We start from the raw sequence: 21681 nt of genomic DNA on the forward strand, positions 1-21681 counted from the left end.
TTCTGTCTTATCTTCATTTAGTTAAGACTTATAAGACTTCAATTCTATTCCTCTCGGACATTCACCTCATAACCGCCATAAAATGGGGCATGTCTTCTCGCTCCACCCCCCTCGGTGAATTTGACCTCATTGAACGTTTTTTCAAAACGGGCGCGGATTCAATGCGCTCTAAAGCAGATCAAAGTGTTACCTTGGGTATTGGTGATGACTGCGCCCTGATCAAACCACCAGAAAATGAAGAAATAGCCATTACCAGCGATATGTTGGTGGAGGGCAGGCACTTTTTTGCTGGCGCCGATGCCGCCCTATTGGCCCGCAAAGCCCTAGCAGTTAACCTTTCAGACCTCGCAGCCATGGGGGCAAGTCCGCTGGGGTTTACTTTGGCAATCGCCCTACCAAAAGTAGATGAAGTCTGGCTAGAAGCTTTCTCTAAAGGGCTTTTTGCCATTGCTAAGGAGTATTCCTGCCCCCTTATCGGCGGCGATACCACTGCAGGCCCCCTAACCATCTCGATCACCGCCTTTGGCAGCATCCCTGCCGGCAATGCTATTCGCAGATCTGGAGCAAAGACGGGTGATGACATTTGGGTCTCGGGTTCGGTTGGAGATGCCAGACTTACTCTTGCTGCACTGCGTCATGAAATAAATCTATCTAGTGAAGATTTACAACGAATCGAAAACCGTATGCATCAACCAAAGCCGCGCATTGAATTAGGCATTCAATTAAGAAATGTGGCGAGCGCAGCTTTAGATATCTCTGATGGCTTGTTAGGTGATTTACGCCATATCTTGAAGCAATCGCAAGTGGATGCGCAAATTCATCTGGGCCAACTACCAAAATCGAGCATCTTGAAAAAACAAGATTCCTCTATTCAAAATTTATTTGCTGCATGTGGTGGTGATGATTATGAGCTTTGCTTTACTGCACCATCAAGCCAGCAGAAAAAAATACAGGAGATTGGTAAGTCACTTCACTTGCCACTAACACTGATTGGAAAAATACTTCCGAAAAAAGATGATCAGGCAAGAGTATATTTACTAGATGCATCAGGAGCTCTCCTGAGTGATTCACAAGCAGCTCCTTTCCTCAACTCATTTGACCACTTCGCACGATGACCAATGTTGAGCATTCCGCAGAAGTGATACCAAACTTCAAATGGGTTTTTCAAACTGCCAGTCGCACTATTGCCTTTGGCTTTGGTAGCGGATTAAGCCCTGTAGCTCCAGGCACTGCCGGCACGCTCTGGGCCTGGGCTGCATTTCTAATAGGTGAATACTTTTTCAGTACGGCAGACTTTCTCTGGATCATTGGTGGCGGCATTTTGCTCGGCTGCTGGATCTGCGGCCATGTCAGCGAAGAGCTTGGTAAAAAAGATTTTGGCGGTATTGTTTGGGATGAGATCGTCGCGTTCTGGCTGGTGCTTATCTTCATCATGCCAGCTAATGCTTGGATGCAGTTTATTGCTTTTGCGCTATTCCGATTTTTTGATGCCATCAAACCAGGACCTATTGGCATGATTGATCGTCACTTTAAAAATACAGCAAGTAATAGCACTCAGCGATCAAGCTTCTTGCAAATCATTTGGCGAGGGTTTGGAATTGTGGTGGATGATCTTGCCGCCGCCTTTTGTACGCTGCTCGCAATAGCATTGATACAGTTTCTCATTAGATAATGAACTCAATTGATCTCACCAAAACCTTAGCCGAGATTTTGCTTTCCAGAAATTGGACGGTGTCGCTCGCAGAATCTTGTACTGGTGGTCTTGTATCTGCCACCCTGACTGAACTTGCAGGCTCAAGCGAGTGGTTTGAACGTGGCTATATCACTTACAGCAATGAAGCAAAAACGGAGTGCCTGGCGGTCCCAGCTCAGCTAATTGAGTCCTATGGGGCTGTCAGCGAGCCAGTGGCTAAGGCCATGGCCGAAGGTGCGCGGATCAATTCAGGAAGTGATGTAGCTATTTCTATCACTGGGATTGCCGGCCCGTCAGGCGGGACCGCTGAGAAGCCCGTTGGCACAGTCTGTTTTGGCTGGGCGACTGAAAATCAAACCCTCACTAAAACCATGCATTTTGACGGTGATCGTCAAGCAGTAAGGCAACAAGCAACCGAATTTGCACTGACTGAGTTAATCGCACTACTCAGAAGTTAAGCGCAAATACAGACTGCTAATTACTTCATCCAGCCTTTGCTGTGGAAATACCAGAGTGGAATGATTGCTGAAATTACCATTGCAACAATCGCCATTGGATAACCCCAAGTCGCATCTAACTCAGGCATGTGCTTGTAGTTCATACCCCAAATACTGGCAAGCAAGGTTGGTGGCATTAAGGCTACCGATACCACCGAGAAGATCTTGATGATCTTGGATTGGTTCAAGTTAATAAAACCTACGGTAGCATCCATCAAGAAGTTAATCTTATCGAATAAGAAAGCAGTATGGTTTTCCAGAGAGTCGATATCGCGCAAAATTTGACGCGCCTCCTCCTGCTGCTCATCAGAAAGTAACTTGCTGCGCATAAGGAAGGACAAGGCTCTGCGGGTATCCATCACGTTACGACGAATGCGTCCGTTGGTATCTTCCTCTTTGGCAATGGTTTCGAGGACTTGCTCGGCATCCGCATCATTAATGTCATCTTGCAAGACTCGTTTACCAGCTTGCTCCAGGTTTTCATAAACCTCTTCCAAAGCATCAGCAGAATACTCAGCATCGGTTGAATACAAATCTAGCAACACATCTTTTGCATTGCTCACTGAACCAGGACGCAAACGGGCACGCAAGCGAACTAAACGGAACACTGGCAAATCTTCGTCATGAATTGAGAACAACACTTGCTTAGTCAGAACAAACGCTACTCTAACGTTGCGAGAGGTTTCTTCTTCATCCAATAAGAAATCAGTACGGATGTGGAGGTGGCCATCATCTGCTTCAAAATAACGCGCAGACGCTTCTAAGTCACCCAAGTCATCCAACTCAGGCAAAAGTACGCCAAATGCCTCTTTAATCCAAATTAATTCCTCTTCTTCTGGATCAACCACGTCAATCCAGATAGGATTGGCATATTGCAATAATTCATTGCGATCTTCGACTTGCTCTTGGGAGAGGCGGCCATTTTGCAGGACGAACAAGTTGATCATGGTGAACTCCTAAGGAATGTGCGCTAGTTTATCCTATCGAACATGACAGTTTCACTAAAATAAGCCAAATCCAATGAACTCTCGCTTAAATACCTTTAACCAGCAACTCCAATCCGCATGGGCTTCCCAAGGCAGCATGCTGTGTGTTGGTTTTGACCCGGATCCGAAGCGCTTGCCCCTCCCCATACAAGGGAATGCCGAGGGCATCTATGAGTTCTGCCGAGAAATCGCAGATGCGACCGCGGATTTGGTCTGCGCCTTCAAACCTCAATTTGCTTACTTTGCCTCCCAAAGAGCAGAGGCTCAACTAGAAAAACTAATCAAGCACCTCAAAGATAAATACCCCCACATCCCAGTCATCCTGGATTCCAAACGTGGAGATATCGGCAGCACTGCTGACCATTACGCTCTGGAGGCCTTTGATCGATACGGCGCTGATGCTGTAACCGTAAACCCATACATGGGCTTTGACACGATCGAGCCCTACCTAAAGCACGCAGGCAAAGGAGTTATTGTCCTCTGCCGCACATCCAATCCTGGCGGGTCCGATTTGCAGTTCCTGAATGTGGCACCCAATGGCGAGCCCCTTTATCTGCATGTGGCCAAGCTGGCTGCACAACAGTGGAATAGTTCTGAGCAGATCAGCCTGGTAGTCGGCGCTACTTTCCCAGAAGAAATTGCCAAGGTACGCGCCATTGTTGGTGATATGCCCTTATTGATTCCAGGGATAGGTGCTCAAGGTGGTGATATTGATGCCACTGTCAGCGCGGGAAAAATAACCGGCAAACCAGGAGCAGGGATGATCATCAATTCTTCCCGAGCGATTCTGTATGCCAGCTCAGGCGCTGATTTTGCTGAAGCGGCTAGAGTCGTTGCCATGAGTACTCGGGATGCACTTCGAGCAGCTGCAAACAAATAGTTAAGTAAAACAAGAAATTATTTACCCGCACCGCTCTTTGGATAAGGCGCCAAGGCAACTCTATCCATATTTTCTAAGACAAATTCTTGGCGAGCGGAATAATTAATACTTCCTCGACGGCAATACTGCTGCTTGTCAAAACACTTTGGCGCTGGCAGCGCTGAAGCTAGAGCAGCAGCTTGGTCCCGATCTAGGGCTGCTGGACTTGTAGCAAAATAATGCTGAGAGGCGGCACCAACTCCAAAAATGCCTTCACCCCACTCTACCGAATTGAGATAAATCTCAAACAATCTCTGCTTAGAAAGTATTAATTCCAAAAGCCCGGTAATGATGAGCTCCTGGCCCTTGCGCAAATAATGTTGCTCTGAAGAAAGAAATAAATTTTTTGCTAATTGCTGGGTAATAGTAGATCCACCCCGTAACGCTATTTTGGATTTATTGCCTGCTTGGGTTTTTTGCTGATTCTGCTGTTGATTTTTCTGCCAGGCTTTTTGCATATCCTCAACTCGCACACCCTTGTGTTGAAAGAAGATATCGTCTTCACTGACTAAAACAGCGCGCTTGAGATTGTTCGAGATCTTGTCATAAGGCACCCAATGAGATTGCACTGGACAGGTCCAATGCCAGGTACATAAACGCCAGTGCTCGGCTCTCTGAAACGCAGTGCTACTGGGATCTAAGCCAATCCACAATGCAATTTGTAATGCAAAAAAGATTTGCATAGCTACAAAGCCTGCTAGCAAACATTTCACTGGGTAAAGAAGCCAGCGCATCAGAGCAAATTAACTGCGTAACTCTGCTAAGACTGCGCGGGGGTAAATTGCACTCGCTAATTGCGCGCCCCGCCAAAGCAAGAATGCATCAGCCGCTTGCTCAACCAACATTCCAAGGCCATCACTCACGCGAGCACCTCGTTGTAAGGCCTGTTGCATGAAGGCAGTAGTTTTGCCGTAAACCATGTCATAGGCGAAAGAGCTGGGCACAAAAATATTAGCTACCGCTTCGGGCGTCAATGGAGACTCGTCGGTTAAACCAGCAGCAGTAGCGTTAATGACCAAATCAAATGGATGCTGAGTTTTTGCAACATCCTCCAAATCAGCCAAAGTACGCGACTCCAGCGCTACCTCCTTAGAGCCGGCTAAATCTGCAAATAACTTAACCAACTCATCCGCTTTTGCGCTGGAACGATTGGCAATGATGAGGGACTTAGGAGATTGCTCAAGCAAAGGACCTATTACACCCCGTGCAGCCCCACCAGCACCGATCAATAAAATACGAGCACTATGCAGTGCAATACCTTGAGCCAGTAAATCGCGCACTAGACCAGCACCGTCGGTATTGTCACCAAAAATTTTGCCTTCCGTCTTCCACAAAGTGTTAACGGCACCCGCCAATTGAGCACGCGGTGTTAATACATCAGCCAAATTTTGAGCATCTAACTTGAAAGGCACCGTTACATTCATGCCTTTGCCGCCTGCAGTAAAAAATGCTTTAGCTGCTTGAGCAAATGAACCTATTTCAGGCTGAAGGCGACCATAGTGCATGCGCTGATTTGCTTGCTCTGCAAACCGTTGATGAATTGAGGGAGACTTGCTGTGAGAAATCGGATTACCCGCAACCGCATAGACATCCACGCCAGCAAAAAGGCTTGGATCGGTGTGTAGGGAGGCGGTATCAGTAGAGCTCATGATGACTACAGAATAAGCGAATTTGCAAATTGAGTTAGTAAACTTTTTAAATAATATTAATGGCGTAGCTCTAGGCGATCCACGCCATCGCGCGTGAACTCAAAAGTAGAGATCCAATCTAAGACATCGATTTGATTACGCATTTCTGAAGGAAAAGGACCAAATGGCGCAGAGGCTCTCACAATTGCCAGCGCTTGGCGGTCTAGCTCGGGATTGCCAGAACTACGGCCAATCGAGAGCCCATCCTTGCCTTGAGCATTTGTAGTGATTCTGCCTTGGTTATCAACGCTGACAACAATCACTAGACTACCGTACAAAGGGCGTCCATTCGCCCTTGGGAAAAAAGCACTACCGTAAGCCTCAATCTTCTGACGCATCGCATCGTAATAATGCGCAAACGTGACTGCCTTGGTATTAGCTCCAGTCAATACCTTACGTCTAGGCTCTTTACCATCAGCTTGTAAGCGTTTAGCTAACTCAGCCTCTAAAGAATTTAATTGGGGAGTAATTTTTTGCTCGTCGCCACTCTTGCGACCACCTGAACGACTGCGCTGCTCATCTAGCTTAGCGAGCATTTGTTTTTGCTGTTTTTCTAAAACCTCAAGCCTAGCCTCAGCACCCAATCTGGCACGGTGCATTGCTGTGGCATCTTGAGTTTCTGTTTTACCGCCACCCTGCAAATCAGCCTGCGCCAACTTATTTGCTTTTTGAGGTGGCGTTTTATTGCTGGCGTTTACTAAAACCACGCTCAATGGCGTATTGAGTCTGCGGTTCTGAATCTCTCCAACGCCCCAGCGGAAAGATAAGAAAACAATATGGATCAGTATTGAAGCGCACAAGGCAAATCGGAATGGGTAGCGATTCCAGGCGCTGCGCAAATAACGCAAAGCCTTACCAAGCCTTTCAGGACATGGAAACTCTAGCGATTTAATCTGGGCTAGCATCTTCTTCAGAATTTTCTGATGGCCCCTGCTCTACAGCCTTTTCAGGAGCGTCGACCTTAACTTCGATCTCCAACACACGAACACCAGCACTTAGCTGCAGCAAATCTACACCTGCAATCACCACTTCCGCACGGGTCATGCGCGGATGGGTGGCCAATTCAGGGATAGGTAGATGTAGAGGTACTAACTCCACTCTGGACATACCCTCTTTTAAATGGCGCACATGCACTGTTTTCGAATCACCGTCTTGAGTGATCCAACGTAAACACCAATACTTTTCCAAGCGATCTTGAAACTCGCCATAAGCTTGATAGCAAGATTCAAAGTCAGCGGCAATACCCATCAAGGTAGCGTCTCTCGGCGGGAATGGGGCAACCATCTTGGCAGTGACACCATGCTTTGCTAGTGCAATTAATTGCCACTGATTCACCAAATCAGAATATCGACGTAAAGGAGATGTACACCAGGCGTAATAGTCCAAGCCAAGACCCTCATGAGGTCCAGGGGTTGTTTGCATCCGAGTACGCAATGGACCCCAACCCTTTTGAGTTCTGAATAATCCAGGAAGACCATGATCTGCTAGAAGCTGTCCTGAGGCGCTATTACAGAAAATCATCCACTCCGCAACAATCGTATCCAAAATAGAACCGCGTTGACGTGGCACGATTTCTACGCGCTGAACCCCATCAACATCTTGAATCTGAAAATGAAAGTCTCTTGCCAGGGCATTTGGATCTATGACACCTAACTGCTCAGCACGCAAACCATTTGCTAGACGCTTCTCTTGACGCCCTGCATGCAGATGTTTAGCAGCTTGCCATAGAGTCGCCAGCTCTTTGCGATAGGGGTAGTTAGAACCCTCATCCAGCAGACTCTCTTCACTCACGAGATGCTCAATATTTTCCAGGCGCAAATTGGCAGCCATCGGCACCATCTCAGCACGCATCTGCAAGCTCGCTCGATTGGCAATGCCCTCAGCATCAATATCCACATAGATTGATAAGGCTGGTCTAGGCATACCCTCATCTAATGAAAATTGCTCAATTACTGAATCGGGCAGCATTGTAATTTTGTCACCCGGAAAGTACACCGTGGACATGCGATTGCGAGCGACTAGATCTAGTGGATCATCTTTTGTAATGGCCAATCCAGGAGCAGCGATGTGAATACCTACTCGATGCCCGCCCTCGATTACCGTAACGGATAGAGCATCATCAATCTCTGTAGTGCCCGAATCATCAATGGAGAATGCTTGTACCTGAGCAAGCGGCAGCTCAGCAATAGCAGCTGCATATGCTGCTTGATCAACTCCGATAGCAAGGTTGTGATCCGCTCCATTCGGAAAATGCGCCTTCAGGAACAAGCCCTGGTGATACGCCAAAGGAGAGTCGATTGCACCACAACGAATCATCAGCTGCGCCGGAGACTCCCCGGTTTCAGTGCAGGCTGCGATCAATGCCTTATAGGCAGAGGTATTTTTATCGGGCGAGAAAAGTAATTGCTTGGCTGAAGACTTCAGTGACTCAGGGAAAGTACCAGCAACCAACTCTTGCTGCCAAATGGATTGCTGTTCGAGCTCTTTTTGTTTGCGATCTAATGCAGCCAAACCAGCCTGTAACTGCTCTAGTGGAGCCCTCTGAAACCGTCCGCGCCCCTTGCGACGGAAAAATACTGGCGCCCCTTGCAAGGCAATAGCCAGCGCAATTTGTTGTGGAATGCTCGCTTGTGAGCCAAAGTACTCATGCGCTACATCAACCAAGCCAAACTCTTCATCAGGCGCACAGTCCCAAAGGAACTGCAAATCAATATCCGCAGTGAGTGTGCTGGCTTCATCCATAGCCATTTGAGCTTCAGGCTTTTCAAAACGCAACCACACTTCCTTGGCTTTGAGTTTGATCTTTTTTCCAGAAAGACTAGTTGCTTGCCAAGACTCTGCATCGCCAGCGCCTGAAGCAGACTGGACTGTGGCGATCTTAATATCGCCACCTTCTTCGTATAAAAGATTCATGCTTAGAGCGAGATCCCGCCGCTGGCCTCTAATGCCACTCCATTAACATAGCTTGCCTCATCGCTTGCTAAGAATAAATACACATTTGCCATTTCAGCGGGGGTACCCAGACGACCAAGCCAACTGCGTTTTTCAATGTCTTGCACAATATTTGCTGGCATAGCCATAACCATTTCAGTGGCGATAAAACCTGGGCACACCGCATTGACTCGAATGCCTTTAGGCCCTAATTCACGCGCCCATGTTTTTGTAAAACCAATCACACCAAATTTAGTAGCTGAGTAATTGGTTTGGCCAAAATTACCGTAGAGACCCACAACGCTTGATGCATTGACCACTGCGCCAGAGCCAGCTTCCAGCATGTGCGGCACGATTAACTGAGTGCAATTAAATACACCCTTCAGATTGACATCAATCACAGTATCAAACTGTGCTTCGGTCATCTTAATTAAGCGTGCATCTTGAGTAATGCCTGCGTTATTGATCAAGATATCAATCCGCCCATGCTTTTGCATTACCTGGTCTACAACTGACTGAATGCTAGCGCGATCGGTGACATTCATGACATAGCCTTCGGCATTAGGCGTTTTTTCAGCCACGCTATTAACGGCCTCCAGGCCAATATCCGTAATGATAACTTTTGCGCCTTCTTCTGCAAAACGCTGAGCAGTAGCAAAACCAATACCCTTTGCCGCGCCGGTAATGATGGCTACTTTGTCTTTTAGTCTATTGCCCATGATTTGCTTTCTATTTTTGCTTTTGTTATTAATTTTTTTACTGCGCCGAAATGGCTTCTAATATTTTCTGGTGTACGCCACCAAACCCGCCGTTGCTCATTACCAAAATGTGATCGCCAGGCTGAGCCTCATGGGCAACCGCCTTCACTAATGCCTCAAGATCATCAAAGGCATGCGCTTTACCCCGTTCTTGTATATTGAGTGGAGATAAGACATCTGCCAAATCCCAGCCCAATGATTCCTTGCCGGCATTAGCGCCATAGGCAAACACTTTGTCAGCAGCCTCTAGACTTCCAGGAAGTTGAGCTTTCATCACACCGAGCTTCATCGTATTTGAACGTGGCTCAAGCACCGCCAAGATGCGTTCTTTACCAACACGGCGACGAAGACCATCAACTGTAGTCGTGATCGCGGTTGGATGGTGGGCAAAATCATCATAGATCGTGATGTCATTTGCAACACCAATCGTTTCCAAGCGACGCTTTACATTCTTAAATTCCGCCAACGCACGTGCACCATCTGCTGGAGAGATGCCAATATGATTTGCGCAAGCAATCGCTGCAAGTGCATTGAGTTGATTGTGTCTACCCATCACACCAGAATCAGGCGCCCACTTCACAGTGGCTACCTCTTTACCTGCCTTGCGCACGATGAAACCATCAGCCTCTTGAGCAATTAAAGACCATTCATTTGTGAGTTCTTGCCCGAACCGCTCTACAGGCGCCCAAGCGCCACGCGTGATCACGCTCGCCAATGCAGGCTCCTCACCATTTACAACCAGTAAACCATCGCCAGGAACAGTGCGCACTAAATGATGAAATTGTGTTTCGATTGCCGCAAGATCAGCAAAAATATCGGCGTGATCAAACTCTAAGTTATTCAATAGGGCCGTACGTGGTCGATAGTGAACAAACTTACTACGCTTATCAAAGAAAGCAGTGTCATATTCATCAGCTTCAATAACAAAATATTTACTTTCGCCTAAACGTGCAGACACTGTGAAATTCAGAGGCACACCACCAATGAGATAACCCGGTTTGTAACCGTTGAATTCCAAAATCCAAGTCAACATAGCTGAAGTAGTTGTCTTGCCATGCGTACCCGCTACAGCTAAAACATGTCGCCCATACAAAACTTGTTCGCCCAACCATTGCGGGCCTGAGATATAGGGTAGCCCTTGATTGAGAATTGCTTCCATCAATGGATTACCACGAGAAACCACATTGCCAATCACGAATAAATCAGGCATGGTCTCAAACTGAGATAATTGCTTGGGTGAGAATCCTTCAATTAGTTCGATGCCTTGAGCTTCAAGCTGCGTACTCATTGGGGGATAGACGTTGGCATCGCAACCAGTAACGCGATGCCCAGCCTGCCTCGCGATTGCGGCAATGCCGCCCATGAAAGTACCGCAAATGCCCAAGATATGTATATGCATTAGCGAATTTTAGCGAAGGAGTTGCAATGAACCGTAGACAATTGATCATCATCGTCGCAATTAGTCTTTTGGCACTCCTTGGGGGTGTACTCACCTCCCAGTGGATTTATAAAACTGGCTTGGCCAGCGATCCCGCTGTGAAAGCATTTTTTGCCAATTCTTGGCAAACGCCGGATGGAAAAACAGTCAATACCCAAGAATGGCAAGGAAAGGTCCTGGTGGTGAACTTTTGGGCCTCCTGGTGCCCTCCATGTGTTGAAGAAATGCCCGCTTTGGACAAGCTTCAACGGGAATTCATGCAACAAAATGTCTTATTTGTAGGCATTGGCATCGATTCACCGTCTAATATTCGTGAATTTCTCTCAAAAACCCCAGTGAGCTATCCGATTGTGATTGGGGGTCTTGAAGGAAGCAATCTTTCTAAGCAGCTGGGAAATTCCCAGGGCGCCCTTCCTTACACCATCATCATCAATGCCAAGGGCAAGGCCAGCTACAGCAAATTAGGCAAAATAAGCGAAGATGACATCAGAAGTGCAATTAAATCCGCTTTATAGGTAGCTTTAAGCTATAAATGGATTTATCGAACCATTAATTTCTGCCTAAAAATTAAGCATTTATTTTGATATCTGCTCCTTAAAGCGATGAAAATTCCTATTTTTGCAGCGAGTTTTTGGTCTTTTCCTAGCTTTAAAAAGGTATACTCCCCTTCATAAGCAATCGAGCATGAAGTTATTTAGCAATTTAAGCTTAACTGCCTCTAAAAACAGGGATCTATGTCGAAAAAAGCTTCAATTCTCGTAATTCAAGGCCCAAACCTAAATCTATTAGGCGCCCGGGAACCCGATGTTTACGGAAAAACTACCCTAGAAGATATCCACCAAAGGCTCGGCGAGCTGGCAAAAGCGCAGTCTGTTGATCTCGATACCTTTCAAAGCAACCATGAAGGTGAGTTAATTGACCGCATTCAAAAGGCTAAACAAGATGGGGTTGATTTCATCATCATCAACCCAGGCGCCTTTACCCACACAAGCGTTGCATTACGCGACGTCTTGGCTGGGGTAGCTATCCCTTTTACCGAAGTCCATTTATCCAATATTCATCAGCGCGAAGAATTCCGTAAACATTCCTATTTGTCCGATATTGCGACTGGGGTGATTTGTGGTCTTGGCGCGATTGGCTATGAATTAGCCCTGCAAGCAGCTATTGCTCGCTTGCAGAAATAAAACTATTTAAAGAATGACAAGAGAGGAAGCACTCGTATGGATCTGAGAAAACTAAAAACCTTGATCGACCTAGTTTCTGAATCAGGAATTTCAGAATTAGAGGTAAATGAAGGCGAAGATCGCGTTCGCATTGTTAACGCAGGTTCTCCTGCACCAGCTGCCCAAATGGTTTACGCTAATCCAGCACCTGCGATGCAAGCCGCACCAGCAGCTAGCGCACCTGTTGCAACAGCTCCTATCGCTGAAGCATCCGCGGCTGAAACTGGCTCTATTGCACGCTCACCAATGGTTGGCACTTTCTACCGCGCCCCAAATCCAGAGTCTCCGAACTTCGTCAACATTGGCGACACGGTAAAAGTAGGTCAAACACTTTGCATTATTGAGGCAATGAAGTTGCTCAATGAAATCGAATCCGAGCACGCTGGTGTGATCAAAGAAATTCTTTGTGAAAACGGTCAAGGTGTTGAATTTGACCAGCCGCTTTTCATCATTGCTTAATTGACTACCTTTAGTTCAATTCCAATTCACTGTTACTTAACTCAGAGCCGACATGTTCGATAAGATTCTGATTGCCAATCGGGGAGAAATTGCTCTCCGCATCCAACGCGCATGCCGCGAGTTGGGAATTAAAACTGTGGTGGTGTACTCCACAGCAGATAAAGAAGCGAAGTATGTAAAGCTTGCCGATGAAGCGGTTTGTATTGGGCCGGCGCCATCTCCGCTTAGCTATCTAAATATGCCAGCGATTATTTCTGCAGCGGAAGTTACCGACGCAGAAGCAATTCATCCTGGTTATGGCTTCCTTTCTGAAAACGCAGACTTTGCAGAGCGGGTTGAGAAATCTGGCTTTGCCTTTATTGGACCTACAGCTGCGTCTATTCGCCTGATGGGTGACAAGGTTTCTGCAAAACGCGCCATGATTAAAGCTGGTGTTCCTTGCGTACCTGGATCAGAGGGCGCACTTCCTGATAATCCAAAAGAGATTATTGCAACAGCAAAAAAGGTTGGCTATCCAGTAATCATTAAAGCTGCTGGCGGTGGTGGTGGTCGTGGCATGCGAGTAGTTCACACTGAAGCTGCGCTGATCAACGCTGTCAATATGACCCGAGAAGAAGCAGGTCGTGCCTTTGGCAACCCAGAAGTCTATATGGAGAAGTTTTTAGAAAAACCTCGCCACGTTGAGATTCAGATTCTTGCCGACACTCATGGCAATGCGATTTGGTTGGGTGAGCGCGATTGCTCTATGCAGCGTCGCCACCAAAAAGTGATTGAAGAAGCGCCGGCACCAGGCATTGATCGTCGCTTGATCGCCAAAATTGGTGAACGTTGCGCAGAAGCCTGTCGCAAGATTGGCTACCGTGGCGCAGGTACCTTTGAGTTTCTCTACGAAGATGGTGAATTCTTCTTCATTGAGATGAATACTCGTGTTCAGGTGGAGCATCCAGTGACTGAAATGATTACTGGTGTAGATATCGTTCAGGAACAAATTCGTATTGCGGCTGGCCTGAAACTCAGCTATCGCCAAAAAGACATTGTTTTCCGTGGTCATGCCATTGAGTGCCGCCTGAATGCTGAAGATCCATTCAAGTTCACCCCGAGCCCAGGCAAAATTGGTTCATTCCACATGCCTGGAGGCCCTGGCATTCGGGTTGATTCGCATGCTTACAGCGGCTATGTAGTGCCATCAAACTATGACTCCATGATTGGTAAATTGATTTCTTACGGTAATACTCGTGAGCAAGCCATTCGCCGCATGCAGATTGCGCTCTCTGAGATGGTAATTGACGGCATTACAACCAACATTCCACTCCACCGTGAGCTCATGCTAGATCCGAACTTCATTGAAGGCGGCACCAGCATTCACTACTTAGAGCATCGCTTAGAAGAGCAAGCTGCGAGTCGCGGCAAATCCTAATGATGAAAGCGCTTCATGTCTTATCGTGAACTGGTATTCACGGTAGCTGCTGAAACCGCCGAGCCTTTGGGTGACGCGCTTTTGGATTTGGGCGCCCTGTCCGTCACTGTTGAAGATGATGCTGCTGGTGGCTATGACGAAAACCCACTTTACGGTGAGCCAGGCCTCTCTCCAGAAGTGCAAGCGTGGGATAGATCAGCAGTAACCGCTCTCTTTAATCCAGAGATTGATGCTTCAGGCAGTGCAGAATTTATTCCCGAACTACTTGCATCCCTTAAAGAGGCGGGCTTTCATCTAGCACCTCCTCAAGAAAAAACAGTCGAAGAACAAGACTGGGTTCGTTTAACCCAAAGTCAATTTGCACCCATTCAGATTGGTGAACGGATTTGGGTAGTGCCATCTTGGCACGATGCACCAACTGATCCCAATGCGATCTGCCTTGCGGTTGATCCAGGTCTCGCATTTGGTACTGGCAGCCACCCAACCACGCATTTATGCCTTCTTTGGCTTGAACAACAAAGTCATTTGCAAAATCAAAGTCTCTTGGATTACGGTTGTGGCTCAGGCATATTGGCAATTGCCGCCGCAAAGCTGGGCTGTAAACCAGTGATCGGTACCGATATTGATCCGCAAGCGATGGTTGCTGCTCGTAGTAATGCAGAAATCAATAACACCATCATTCGCTTTGTCTTGCCAAACGAAGGCGCACTCGAACTGGCCGCCGAAACCAAATACGACATTGTGATGGCCAATATTTTGGCAAATCCACTACAAGTTCTTGCGCCAGCCTTAGTCAACAAGATGAAGGTAGGCGGACGCATTGTTTTATCTGGTGTACTTGCCCGCCAAGCAGAAGAAGTGATTGCTACTTATAGCCAATGGCTCAAGCTCTCTGTTTGGAAAGAGAGTGAGGGCTGGGTTTGCTTGCACGGCACCTTAAACAAGGACAAGCAAAGCAATTCTGAATCTACTTTTGCTGCACCTGCTCAAAAAAAAAGTCTTAAGTTAGTCCTTTTAGCTGCTTTATTTTTGCTACTCCTTATTTTTGGAGAGCATCTCTCCAGAAATTCATTGCTTCCCGCATTAGCACCACGCATTGATGGAACATCAAATTCCATTTCCGTTAGTGCGTTTCATGTTTTACAACATATCGATGCAAAACTTTGTCGTGCACTAGGATGTCTAGATCGCACTGTGAGCGATTTTTCTGCATGGAAAATAACTTCAGCCGCACTTGCGCCAGAAAACGCTCGAGAAGGCCTTAAAAACCCTGCAAATCAATCTCTGCTGCAAGTGGAGATACAGAATCGTCTAGCTATTGCCGTTTTAGCGCCGAATTTAGAAATTTCTTTAACTGATGCAGAAGAATCTGAAATCAAATCACTGCAATTCACTCCACAAGAGTGGCTACCTAAAGTTTGGCAAGAATCTCATCCTGATTTTTTAAAAAAAGGAATTCCTTCCGGCGAAATGCTGCAGCTTGAGCTGCTTATTTCTCTTCCACTGAATGCTGCGGGCTATCGTGTGCGAGTACTCTACCCCTAAATTAATTCATAAACACTACATTTACACCCAATTTTTCTAAAGAAAGTAATTTATGGCTAGCTTGATATGTGGCTCCATTGCCTACGACACCATCATGAACTTTGAAGGTAAATTTGCCGATCAAATCCTGCCTGAGCAGATTCATATTCTGAATGTAGCCTTCTTGGTACCAACTATGCGCCGTGAATTTGGCGGTTGCGCTGGCAATATTGCCTACAACCTCAATCTTTTGGGCGGCGATCCAATCATCATGGCTACAGTGGGTGGTGATGCCACGCCCTACATGAGTCGCCTTGAGCAACTCAAAATTGATCCAAGCCATATTCGCCAGATCGATCAAGCGTTTACCGCACAAGCCATGATCACTACCGATCAAGCAAACAACCAAATCACCGCCTTTCATCCAGGCGCCATGGGTGAATCCCACCTGAACCAAGTCTCGGCAGTTGTGGCTGAGCGTAGCAAGAACGCTAAGGGTCCAGCGAAATTAGGAATCGTTGCACCCGATGGTCGCCAAGGAATGTGGGAGCACTGCCATCAACTAGCCGATGCCAATATTCCCTTTATCTTTGATCCAGGCCAAGGTTTACCAATGTTTAATGGCCCCGAGCTTCTGGAATTGGTCGATATCGCCAGCTACTTGGCAGTAAATGACTACGAGGGAGAAATGCTTTCTCAAAGAACGGGCTTGAGCTTGGCCAAAGTGGCTGAGCGAGTTAAGGCGCTGATCGTTACTAAAGGCGCTGAGGGGGCTGATATTTATGTTGATGGCAAGGTGATCGCTATTCCATCGGTGCCGGCTGGAAAAGTAGTCGACCCAACAGGTTGCGGGGATGCCTTCCGAGGTGGATTGCTGTTTGGTCTAGAAAATGGCATGGACTGGGACACCACTGGCCGCCTCGCTAGTCTCATGGGCTCAATCAAGATTACCCATCAAGGGCCACAAAATCACCAACTCAGCAAAGATCAGATCGCAGAGCAATTTAAAGCAGCATTCGGCTTTAGTTTCTAAGTAAAAACAGTCTAGGACGCCTAGGTTTACTGATTTCTCAATCTGGAAATAAAAAAAGGGGTCTCGTGAGAGACCCCTTCTAGTAACACCCGTCCGATTAAGGACGTGTGCCAGTTGGGAAGGGCCAAGCGGCGGCAGGATTCAACGCACTAGTCGCTGGTGCAGCTTTCTTAGCCGCGGGCTTTTTTACAGCGGAGCCCGCTTTCTTCGCAGCAGGCTTACTTACTTTTTTTTTGCTACGCGCTTCTTTGCAACTTTTTTAGCAGCTGGCTTTTTAGCAGCAGCTTTTTTAGCAGCAGGACGCTTCTTAGCTACTTTTTTAGCAGCTGGCTTTTTAGCAGCAGCTTTTTTAGCAGCAGGACGCTTCTTAGCTACTTTTTTAGCAGCAGGCTTTTTAGCAGCAGCTTTTTTAGCAGCAGGCTTCTTTTTAGCTACTTTTTTAGCAGCAGGCTTCTTAGCAGCTACTTTTTTCTTAGCAGCTGGTTTCTTTGCAGCAGGTTTTTTCTTGGCGATTGCCATATTAATACTCCTTCACGTGAGGATTAGTACAAACTACATTAAGAAGACCCGACCATCTAATTCCGCCTGGTTTTGCAACCTTTTGGAGCTGACGAGCGAGCCATTCATCGGCGCGCGGCTTGATGCTAGGTGCTGCACGCTAATGAATCCTGGAAAAAAAGCCGTGGTCCCAAAGGACAACGGCTTCTTAAATGTGCTGGAAAAAATGGAGAGAATAGCCCAGGCACCCTTGAGCAAGGGTTTTCGGATTTGAGTCTGTTTTTGCTGACTTCTTAAACTATCCAACCGTCTAATCTCCAATTTAGCCGGCTATGCGCTTACTTACTGCTTACTACTCCCAACTTAGCGCACCGCCAGTTTGATACTCAATAACGCGTGTCTCAAAAAAGTTTCTTTCTTTCTTAAGATCAATCATTTCTGACATCCATGGAAATGGATTCTCTTCATTTGGGAACATCGCGTCAAGTCCTATTTGCAAACATCTGCGATTACAGATGTATCTTAGGTACCCTTTGAACATCGGAGCGTTCAATCCAAGTACTCCGCGAGGCATCGTATCTTCGGCATAACGGTACTCTAATTCGACCGCTTTTTCGAAGATGGATTTGATCTCGTCTTTGAACGCGGAAGTCCATAACTGCGGGTTCTCCAGCTTGATTTGATTAATCAAATCGATACCAAAATTGCAGTGCATAGACTCATCGCGAAGGATGTATTGATACTGCTCAGCAGCACCCGTCATTTTGTTTTGACGACCCATTGCAAGTATTTGCGTAAAACCAACATAAAAGAACAAACCTTCCATCACGCAAGCAAAAACAATGAGTGATCGGAGCAGCTTTTGATCGTTTTCTAATGTGCCAGTCTGAAAATTCGGGTCAGTTAAAACATCAATAAACGGAATTAAGAATTGATCTTTGGCGCGAATAGATTCAATTTCGTTGTACGCATTGAAGATTTCAGCCTGATCTAAGCCTAAAGATTCCACAATATATTGGTACGCGTGGGTGTGAATTGCCTCTTCAAAAGCCTGGCGCAACAGGTATTGGCGGCACTCTGGAGCAGTAATGTGGCGATAAGTACCCAAAACAATGTTGTTTGCTGCCAAAGAATCTGCAGTCGTAAAGAAACCTAGATTGCGCTTGATGATGCGACGCTCATCCTCTGTCAGGCCATTCGGATCTTTCCAAAGCGCGATATCGCGGTTCATATTGATCTCTTGTGGCATCCAGTGATTTGCGCAACCAGCTAAATACTTCTCCCAAGCCCATTTATATTTAAATGGAACCAACTGATTAACGTCAGTCTTGGCATTAATGACGCGCTTATCAGCGGCATTGACACGCAAGGCAGCGCCACCAGCCGCAGCAGCTTGCACTGGGGCAGCAGAAACAACTTGAGGGGCTACCTGAGCAATCTGATCTACCTGTGGGCGTTGTGGCTCCGCTGCAACCGGCTGCGGTGCAAGACTAGCTTTCGCTAGTGCTGGAGCGACTTCTTCTTCCCAATTCAACATAACTTTCTCCTAATTCTTCTATTCTGATCAATAAGCAAATCGCTTATTGGCATGCTTCACATTCTTCGAAACCAGCATCGCCTGGGCGCATTGTGCAAACTGGGCCATCAGCTTCTTGTGCAGCTGCCGCATCCGTACCATTTACGCCACCACCGCTAGAAACCGAGTTCAACTGACCACTAGCAACGGTTGATTTTTCAACGTGAGTTGCAGCCATTGTGCGGAGGTAATAAGTGGTTTTCAAGCCGCGTAACCAAGCCAACTTATAGGTGTCATCCAATTTCTTACCGGAAGCGCCACCCATGTAGATGTTGAGTGATTGAGCTTGGTCGATCCATTTCTGACGACGTGAAGCAGCTTCAACCAACCAACTTGGCTCCACTTCGAAAGCAGTTGCATACAAATCACGCAAATCTTGTGGAATGCGGTCGATTTTGGATAAGGTGCCGTCAAAGTACTTCAAGTCAGCAATCATCACTTCATCCCAAAGACCGCGATCTTTCAAATCGCGCACCAAGTACTCGTTTACCACTGTGAATTCGCCTGAAAGGTTGGATTTCACAAACAAGTTCTGGAATGTAGGCTCGATGCAAGCTGAAACACCAATAATGTTTGAAATCGTAGCTGTTGGCGCAATTGCCACGCAATTGGAGTTGCGCATACCGTGTTGCTTGATACGTGCACGTAAACCACTCCAATCCATAGTAGAGGAGTTATCCACCTCTACATAACCACCGCGCTCGGCCGCCAACATGGCTACTGAATCCTGCGGGAGAATGCCGCGATCCCATAAGGAACCTTTGTAGGTGCTGTAAACGCCGCGCTCTTCAGCCAATTCATTGGATGCTTGGTATGCGTAGTAGCAAACCGCTTCCATTGAAGAGTCAGCAAACTTCACGGCCTCGTCGCTAGCATAAGGAATACGCTGCATATGCAAGCAATCCTGGAAGCCCATGATGCCCATTCCCACTGGACGGTGCTTCAAGTTGGAGTTACGCGCTTTAGCTACTGCGTAGTAGTTGATATCAATCACGTTATCCAACATACGCATTGCAGTGCGAACAGTTCTTTGGAGCTTCTCGTGATCCAAAATCATCTTGCCGTTGGCATCTGTAGTCATGTGAGCAGTTAAGTTCACAGAGCCCAAATTACAGACCGCAATCTCAGTCTCGTTTGTATTGAGGGTGATCTCAGTACACAGGTTAGATGAGTGAACTACACCGACATGCTGCTGTGGGCTACGAATGTTGCAAGGATCTTTGAAAGTAATCCATGGGTGACCAGTTTCAAACAACATACCGAGCATCTTGCGCCACAATTGCTGCGCTGGAATGCGACGGAATGGCTTCAATTCACCACGATCTGCTTTTTGTTCATAGGCAACATAAGCCTCTTCAAATGCTCTACCGAATTTGTCATGCAAATCTGGAGTGTTAGATGGCGAGAACAAAGTCCAATCGCCACCTTCCATGACACGCTTCATGAACAAGTCAGGAATCCAGTTTGAGGTATTCATATCGTGGGTGCGACGACGGTCGTCACCAGTGTTCTTACGCAACTCCAAGAACTCTTCGATATCTAAGTGCCAGGTTTCCAGGTAGGCACAAACTGCGCCCTTACGCTTACCACCTTGGTTCACAGCAACAGCAGTGTCGTTCACTACCTTCAAGAATGGCACAACACCCTGTGATTTACCGTTAGTTCCCTTGATATGGCTTCCCAACGCACGAACGTTAGTCCAGTCATTGCCCAAACCACCAGCAAACTTAGACAACAAAGCATTTTCTTTCAATGCTTCGTAAATTCCATCCAAATCATCATCTACAGTCGTCAAGTAGCAGCTAGAAAGCTGTGGACGAGTAGTTGCTGAGTTGAACAACGTTGGTGTGCTGGACATGAAATCAAATGTAGAGAGGATTTCATAGAACTCGATTGCACGACGTTCGCGATCCATCTCATTCAAAGACAAACCCATTGCGACGCGCATAAAGAAAGCCTGTGGCATTTCAATACGACGCTCTTCAATATGCAAGAAATAGCGGTCATACAAAGTTTGCAAGCCGAGATAGTTAAATTGCAAGTCACGGCTGGCATTCAAGGCTGCAGCCAAGCGTGGCAAGTCAAACTCACGCATGCGTGGGTCCAGCAACTCAGCAGAGATACCTTCATTGATGTACTTCGCAAAGTAAGTGCTGTATTCAGCTTGTGTATCGCCTTGCAATACTTCCTTGCCAAAGATTTCTTTACGAATCACGTGCATCAAGATGCGTGCTGTTACTTGGCTGTATGCCGGATCTTTTTCAATCAAAGTACGGGAAGCCAAAATAGCGGAGTCATACACCTGCGCCATTGGTACGCCGTCGTACAAGTTCTTGATAGTCTCAGTAATGATTGGAGTAGCGTCAATATGAGTACCCAAACCTTCGCAGGCCGCCTCAATCACAGTACGCAAAGCGGCCATATCAAGCCACTTCTCAACACCGTTGTCAGTTACCTTGATGCCAGACTCGCCAGCTTGATTCGCAGTTTGCGCTTCCTGGGAAACTTCTTGCTGAGCAGCACGCTCTTGATTGCGCTTTTCACGATAGAGAACGTAAGCACGAGCAACGTTGTGCTCACCACTACGCATCAAAGCCAATTCAACTTGGTCTTGAATATCTTCGATATGGAAAGTTCCGCCATTTGGGCGACTACGCAACAACGCGCGCACAACAGAGTGGGTCAACTGCTCTACTTGTTCGCGAACACGTGCTGATGCAGCACCTTGTCCACCATTGACCGCTAAAAATGCCTTCGTTACTGCAATCGCAATTTTGGATGGCTCAAATGCTACAACTGAGCCATTACGGCGAATAATTTTGTAATCAGACAATTGGGTTGCCTGCGTGCCACCAACACCACCAGCCACAAAGCTGGCAGAAGGAGCTTGGTTTACCGCCCCTGCAGGACTCATTCCTGGGTTATTCGCTCCAGCTGGTTGGCCTGCTGTCTGTGGATTAGCGTATGTCATGTTGCTCCTGCGTATATATATAGTTATTTGGACAAAATATCGTTAAAAAACAATGGGGTATTGCTGGATT

At 46.9% G+C, this 21681-nt stretch carries 20 protein-coding genes and 1 pseudogene; 11 read left to right on the plus strand and 10 right to left on the minus strand.

What is annotated here, in order from left to right; all coding sequences use genetic code 11:
- The first annotated feature begins 89 nt into the window (after positions 1-89).
- From thiL to VC182_RS06225, 3 genes are read left to right on the plus strand one after another with little or no spacing between them, the layout of a single operon-like run.
- Positions 90-1115, plus strand: a complete 1026-nt coding sequence (gene thiL, locus VC182_RS06215; RefSeq protein ID WP_323484847.1) for a thiamine-phosphate kinase — start codon at positions 90-92, stop codon at positions 1113-1115.
- On the plus strand, positions 1112-1672 hold the full coding sequence (locus VC182_RS06220; protein WP_323484848.1) for a phosphatidylglycerophosphatase A: 561 nt from the start codon (positions 1112-1114) through the stop codon (positions 1670-1672). Before thiL ends, VC182_RS06220 begins: the two co-directional genes overlap by 4 nt.
- Positions 1672-2151 (plus strand): CinA family protein, encoded by a 480-nt coding sequence (locus VC182_RS06225; RefSeq protein ID WP_323484849.1) that lies wholly within the window; start codon positions 1672-1674, stop codon positions 2149-2151. Before VC182_RS06220 ends, VC182_RS06225 begins: the two co-directional genes overlap by 1 nt.
- 20 nt (positions 2152-2171) lie before the next feature.
- Here the strand turns inward: VC182_RS06225 and corA are convergent, their stop codons facing one another.
- On the minus strand, positions 2172-3137 hold the full coding sequence (corA, locus tag VC182_RS06230) for a magnesium/cobalt transporter CorA (protein ID WP_072583348.1): 966 nt from the start codon (positions 3135-3137) through the stop codon (positions 2172-2174).
- Between the two features lie 73 nt (positions 3138-3210).
- Here corA and pyrF point away from each other — a divergent pair, with 73 nt between their 5' ends.
- The gene (pyrF, locus tag VC182_RS06235; protein WP_323484850.1) at positions 3211-4056 is read left to right on the plus strand and encodes an orotidine-5'-phosphate decarboxylase; all 846 of its coding nucleotides are present in this window, start codon (positions 3211-3213) and stop codon (positions 4054-4056) included.
- Between the two features lie 17 nt (positions 4057-4073).
- Here the strand turns inward: pyrF and mtgA are convergent, their stop codons facing one another.
- The 6 genes from mtgA to mpl are packed head-to-tail and all read right to left on the minus strand — an operon-like array spanning position 4074 to position 10871.
- Positions 4074-4829: a monofunctional biosynthetic peptidoglycan transglycosylase gene (mtgA, locus tag VC182_RS06240; RefSeq protein WP_323484851.1), complete on the minus strand. Its 756-nt coding sequence runs from the start codon at positions 4827-4829 to the stop codon at positions 4074-4076.
- A 9-nt stretch (positions 4830-4838) separates the two neighbouring features.
- Positions 4839-5744, minus strand: a complete 906-nt coding sequence (gene aroE / locus VC182_RS06245; protein ID WP_323484852.1) for a shikimate dehydrogenase — start codon at positions 5742-5744, stop codon at positions 4839-4841.
- Between the two features lie 56 nt (positions 5745-5800).
- The gene (locus VC182_RS06250; protein ID WP_323484853.1) at positions 5801-6688 is read right to left on the minus strand and encodes a TonB family protein; all 888 of its coding nucleotides are present in this window, start codon (positions 6686-6688) and stop codon (positions 5801-5803) included.
- Positions 6672-8696: a ribonuclease catalytic domain-containing protein gene (locus VC182_RS06255; RefSeq protein ID WP_323484854.1), complete on the minus strand. Its 2025-nt coding sequence runs from the start codon at positions 8694-8696 to the stop codon at positions 6672-6674. The genes VC182_RS06250 and VC182_RS06255 overlap by 17 nt, the downstream gene beginning before the upstream one ends.
- A 2-nt stretch (positions 8697-8698) precedes the next feature.
- Positions 8699-9433, minus strand: coding sequence for a beta-ketoacyl-ACP reductase (locus VC182_RS06260; protein ID WP_323484855.1), 735 nt, complete (start codon positions 9431-9433; stop codon positions 8699-8701).
- Positions 9434-9470: 37 nt separating this feature from the next.
- On the minus strand, positions 9471-10871 hold the full coding sequence (mpl, locus tag VC182_RS06265) for a UDP-N-acetylmuramate:L-alanyl-gamma-D-glutamyl-meso-diaminopimelate ligase (protein WP_323484856.1): 1401 nt from the start codon (positions 10869-10871) through the stop codon (positions 9471-9473).
- Positions 10872-10897: 26 nt separating this feature from the next.
- Here mpl and VC182_RS06270 point away from each other — a divergent pair, with 26 nt between their 5' ends.
- The 7 genes and pseudogenes from VC182_RS06270 (at position 10898) to VC182_RS06300 (ending at position 16566) form a co-directional block, all read left to right on the plus strand.
- A complete protein-coding gene (locus VC182_RS06270; RefSeq protein ID WP_323484857.1) occupies positions 10898-11425 on the plus strand; it encodes a TlpA disulfide reductase family protein in 528 nt (175 codons plus the stop codon).
- A gap of 219 nt (positions 11426-11644) precedes the next feature.
- The gene (aroQ, locus tag VC182_RS06275) at positions 11645-12094 is read left to right on the plus strand and encodes a type II 3-dehydroquinate dehydratase (RefSeq protein ID WP_323484858.1); all 450 of its coding nucleotides are present in this window, start codon (positions 11645-11647) and stop codon (positions 12092-12094) included.
- Between the two features lie 36 nt (positions 12095-12130).
- The gene (gene accB / locus VC182_RS06280; RefSeq protein WP_216121578.1) at positions 12131-12592 is read left to right on the plus strand and encodes an acetyl-CoA carboxylase biotin carboxyl carrier protein; all 462 of its coding nucleotides are present in this window, start codon (positions 12131-12133) and stop codon (positions 12590-12592) included.
- A gap of 52 nt (positions 12593-12644) precedes the next feature.
- On the plus strand, positions 12645-14009 hold the full coding sequence (gene accC, locus VC182_RS06285) for an acetyl-CoA carboxylase biotin carboxylase subunit (RefSeq protein ID WP_072583357.1): 1365 nt from the start codon (positions 12645-12647) through the stop codon (positions 14007-14009).
- A 15-nt stretch (positions 14010-14024) separates the two neighbouring features.
- Positions 14025-14945 (plus strand): annotated as a pseudogene (gene prmA / locus VC182_RS06290) (50S ribosomal protein L11 methyltransferase); the annotation flags it as partial.
- Entirely contained in the window at positions 14934-15554 is a 621-nt protein-coding gene (locus VC182_RS06295) for a DUF3426 domain-containing protein (RefSeq protein WP_323484889.1), read from the plus strand. The pseudogene prmA and the gene VC182_RS06295, both read left to right, overlap by 12 nt.
- Before the next feature lie 52 nt (positions 15555-15606).
- The gene (locus VC182_RS06300) at positions 15607-16566 is read left to right on the plus strand and encodes a carbohydrate kinase family protein (protein WP_323484859.1); all 960 of its coding nucleotides are present in this window, start codon (positions 15607-15609) and stop codon (positions 16564-16566) included.
- Between the two features lie 222 nt (positions 16567-16788).
- Here the strand turns inward: VC182_RS06300 and VC182_RS06305 are convergent, their stop codons facing one another.
- The 3 genes from VC182_RS06305 to VC182_RS06315 all read right to left on the minus strand — a co-directional run bounded on the left by VC182_RS06305 (position 16789) and on the right by VC182_RS06315 (position 21554).
- Positions 16789-17085, minus strand: coding sequence for a hypothetical protein (locus VC182_RS06305; protein WP_323484891.1), 297 nt, complete (start codon positions 17083-17085; stop codon positions 16789-16791).
- Between the two features lie 331 nt (positions 17086-17416).
- The gene (locus VC182_RS06310) at positions 17417-18601 is read right to left on the minus strand and encodes a ribonucleotide-diphosphate reductase subunit beta (protein ID WP_323484860.1); all 1185 of its coding nucleotides are present in this window, start codon (positions 18599-18601) and stop codon (positions 17417-17419) included.
- Positions 18602-18644: 43 nt separating this feature from the next.
- Positions 18645-21554, minus strand: a complete 2910-nt coding sequence (locus VC182_RS06315) for a ribonucleoside-diphosphate reductase subunit alpha (protein WP_370623985.1) — start codon at positions 21552-21554, stop codon at positions 18645-18647.
- Between the last annotated feature and the right edge of the window lie 127 nt (positions 21555-21681).

It is taken from the genome of Polynucleobacter sp. AP-Nickl1-40-C4, from assembly GCF_035012665.1.
Classification (GTDB): Bacteria; Pseudomonadota; Gammaproteobacteria; order Burkholderiales; family Burkholderiaceae; genus Polynucleobacter.

What these genes read in the sequence shown, in the direction of transcription:
- thiL (WP_323484847.1), top strand. Translation starts at nt 90, where the DNA reads ATGTCTTCTCGCTCCACCCCCCTCGGTGAATTTGACCTCATTGAACGT.
- VC182_RS06220 (WP_323484848.1), top strand. Translation starts at nt 1,112, where the DNA reads ATGACCAATGTTGAGCATTCCGCAGAAGTGATACCAAACTTCAAATGG.
- VC182_RS06225 (WP_323484849.1), top strand. Translation starts at nt 1,672, where the DNA reads ATGAACTCAATTGATCTCACCAAAACCTTAGCCGAGATTTTGCTTTCC.
- corA (WP_072583348.1), bottom strand. Translation starts at nt 3,137, where the DNA reads ATGATCAACTTGTTCGTCCTGCAAAATGGCCGCCTCTCCCAAGAGCAA.
- pyrF (WP_323484850.1), top strand. Translation starts at nt 3,211, where the DNA reads ATGAACTCTCGCTTAAATACCTTTAACCAGCAACTCCAATCCGCATGG.
- mtgA (WP_323484851.1), bottom strand. Translation starts at nt 4,829, where the DNA reads ATGCGCTGGCTTCTTTACCCAGTGAAATGTTTGCTAGCAGGCTTTGTA.
- aroE (WP_323484852.1), bottom strand. Translation starts at nt 5,744, where the DNA reads ATGAGCTCTACTGATACCGCCTCCCTACACACCGATCCAAGCCTTTTT.
- VC182_RS06250 (WP_323484853.1), bottom strand. Translation starts at nt 6,688, where the DNA reads ATGCTAGCCCAGATTAAATCGCTAGAGTTTCCATGTCCTGAAAGGCTT.
- VC182_RS06255 (WP_323484854.1), bottom strand. Translation starts at nt 8,696, where the DNA reads ATGAATCTTTTATACGAAGAAGGTGGCGATATTAAGATCGCCACAGTC.
- VC182_RS06260 (WP_323484855.1), bottom strand. Translation starts at nt 9,433, where the DNA reads ATGGGCAATAGACTAAAAGACAAAGTAGCCATCATTACCGGCGCGGCA.
- mpl (WP_323484856.1), bottom strand. Translation starts at nt 10,871, where the DNA reads ATGCATATACATATCTTGGGCATTTGCGGTACTTTCATGGGCGGCATT.
- VC182_RS06270 (WP_323484857.1), top strand. Translation starts at nt 10,898, where the DNA reads ATGAACCGTAGACAATTGATCATCATCGTCGCAATTAGTCTTTTGGCA.
- aroQ (WP_323484858.1), top strand. Translation starts at nt 11,645, where the DNA reads ATGTCGAAAAAAGCTTCAATTCTCGTAATTCAAGGCCCAAACCTAAAT.
- accB (WP_216121578.1), top strand. Translation starts at nt 12,131, where the DNA reads ATGGATCTGAGAAAACTAAAAACCTTGATCGACCTAGTTTCTGAATCA.
- accC (WP_072583357.1), top strand. Translation starts at nt 12,645, where the DNA reads ATGTTCGATAAGATTCTGATTGCCAATCGGGGAGAAATTGCTCTCCGC.
- VC182_RS06300 (WP_323484859.1), top strand. Translation starts at nt 15,607, where the DNA reads ATGGCTAGCTTGATATGTGGCTCCATTGCCTACGACACCATCATGAAC.
- VC182_RS06305 (WP_323484891.1), bottom strand. Translation starts at nt 17,085, where the DNA reads ATGGCAATCGCCAAGAAAAAACCTGCTGCAAAGAAACCAGCTGCTAAG.
- VC182_RS06310 (WP_323484860.1), bottom strand. Translation starts at nt 18,601, where the DNA reads ATGTTGAATTGGGAAGAAGAAGTCGCTCCAGCACTAGCGAAAGCTAGT.
- VC182_RS06315 (WP_370623985.1), bottom strand. Translation starts at nt 21,554, where the DNA reads ATGAGTCCTGCAGGGGCGGTAAACCAAGCTCCTTCTGCCAGCTTTGTG.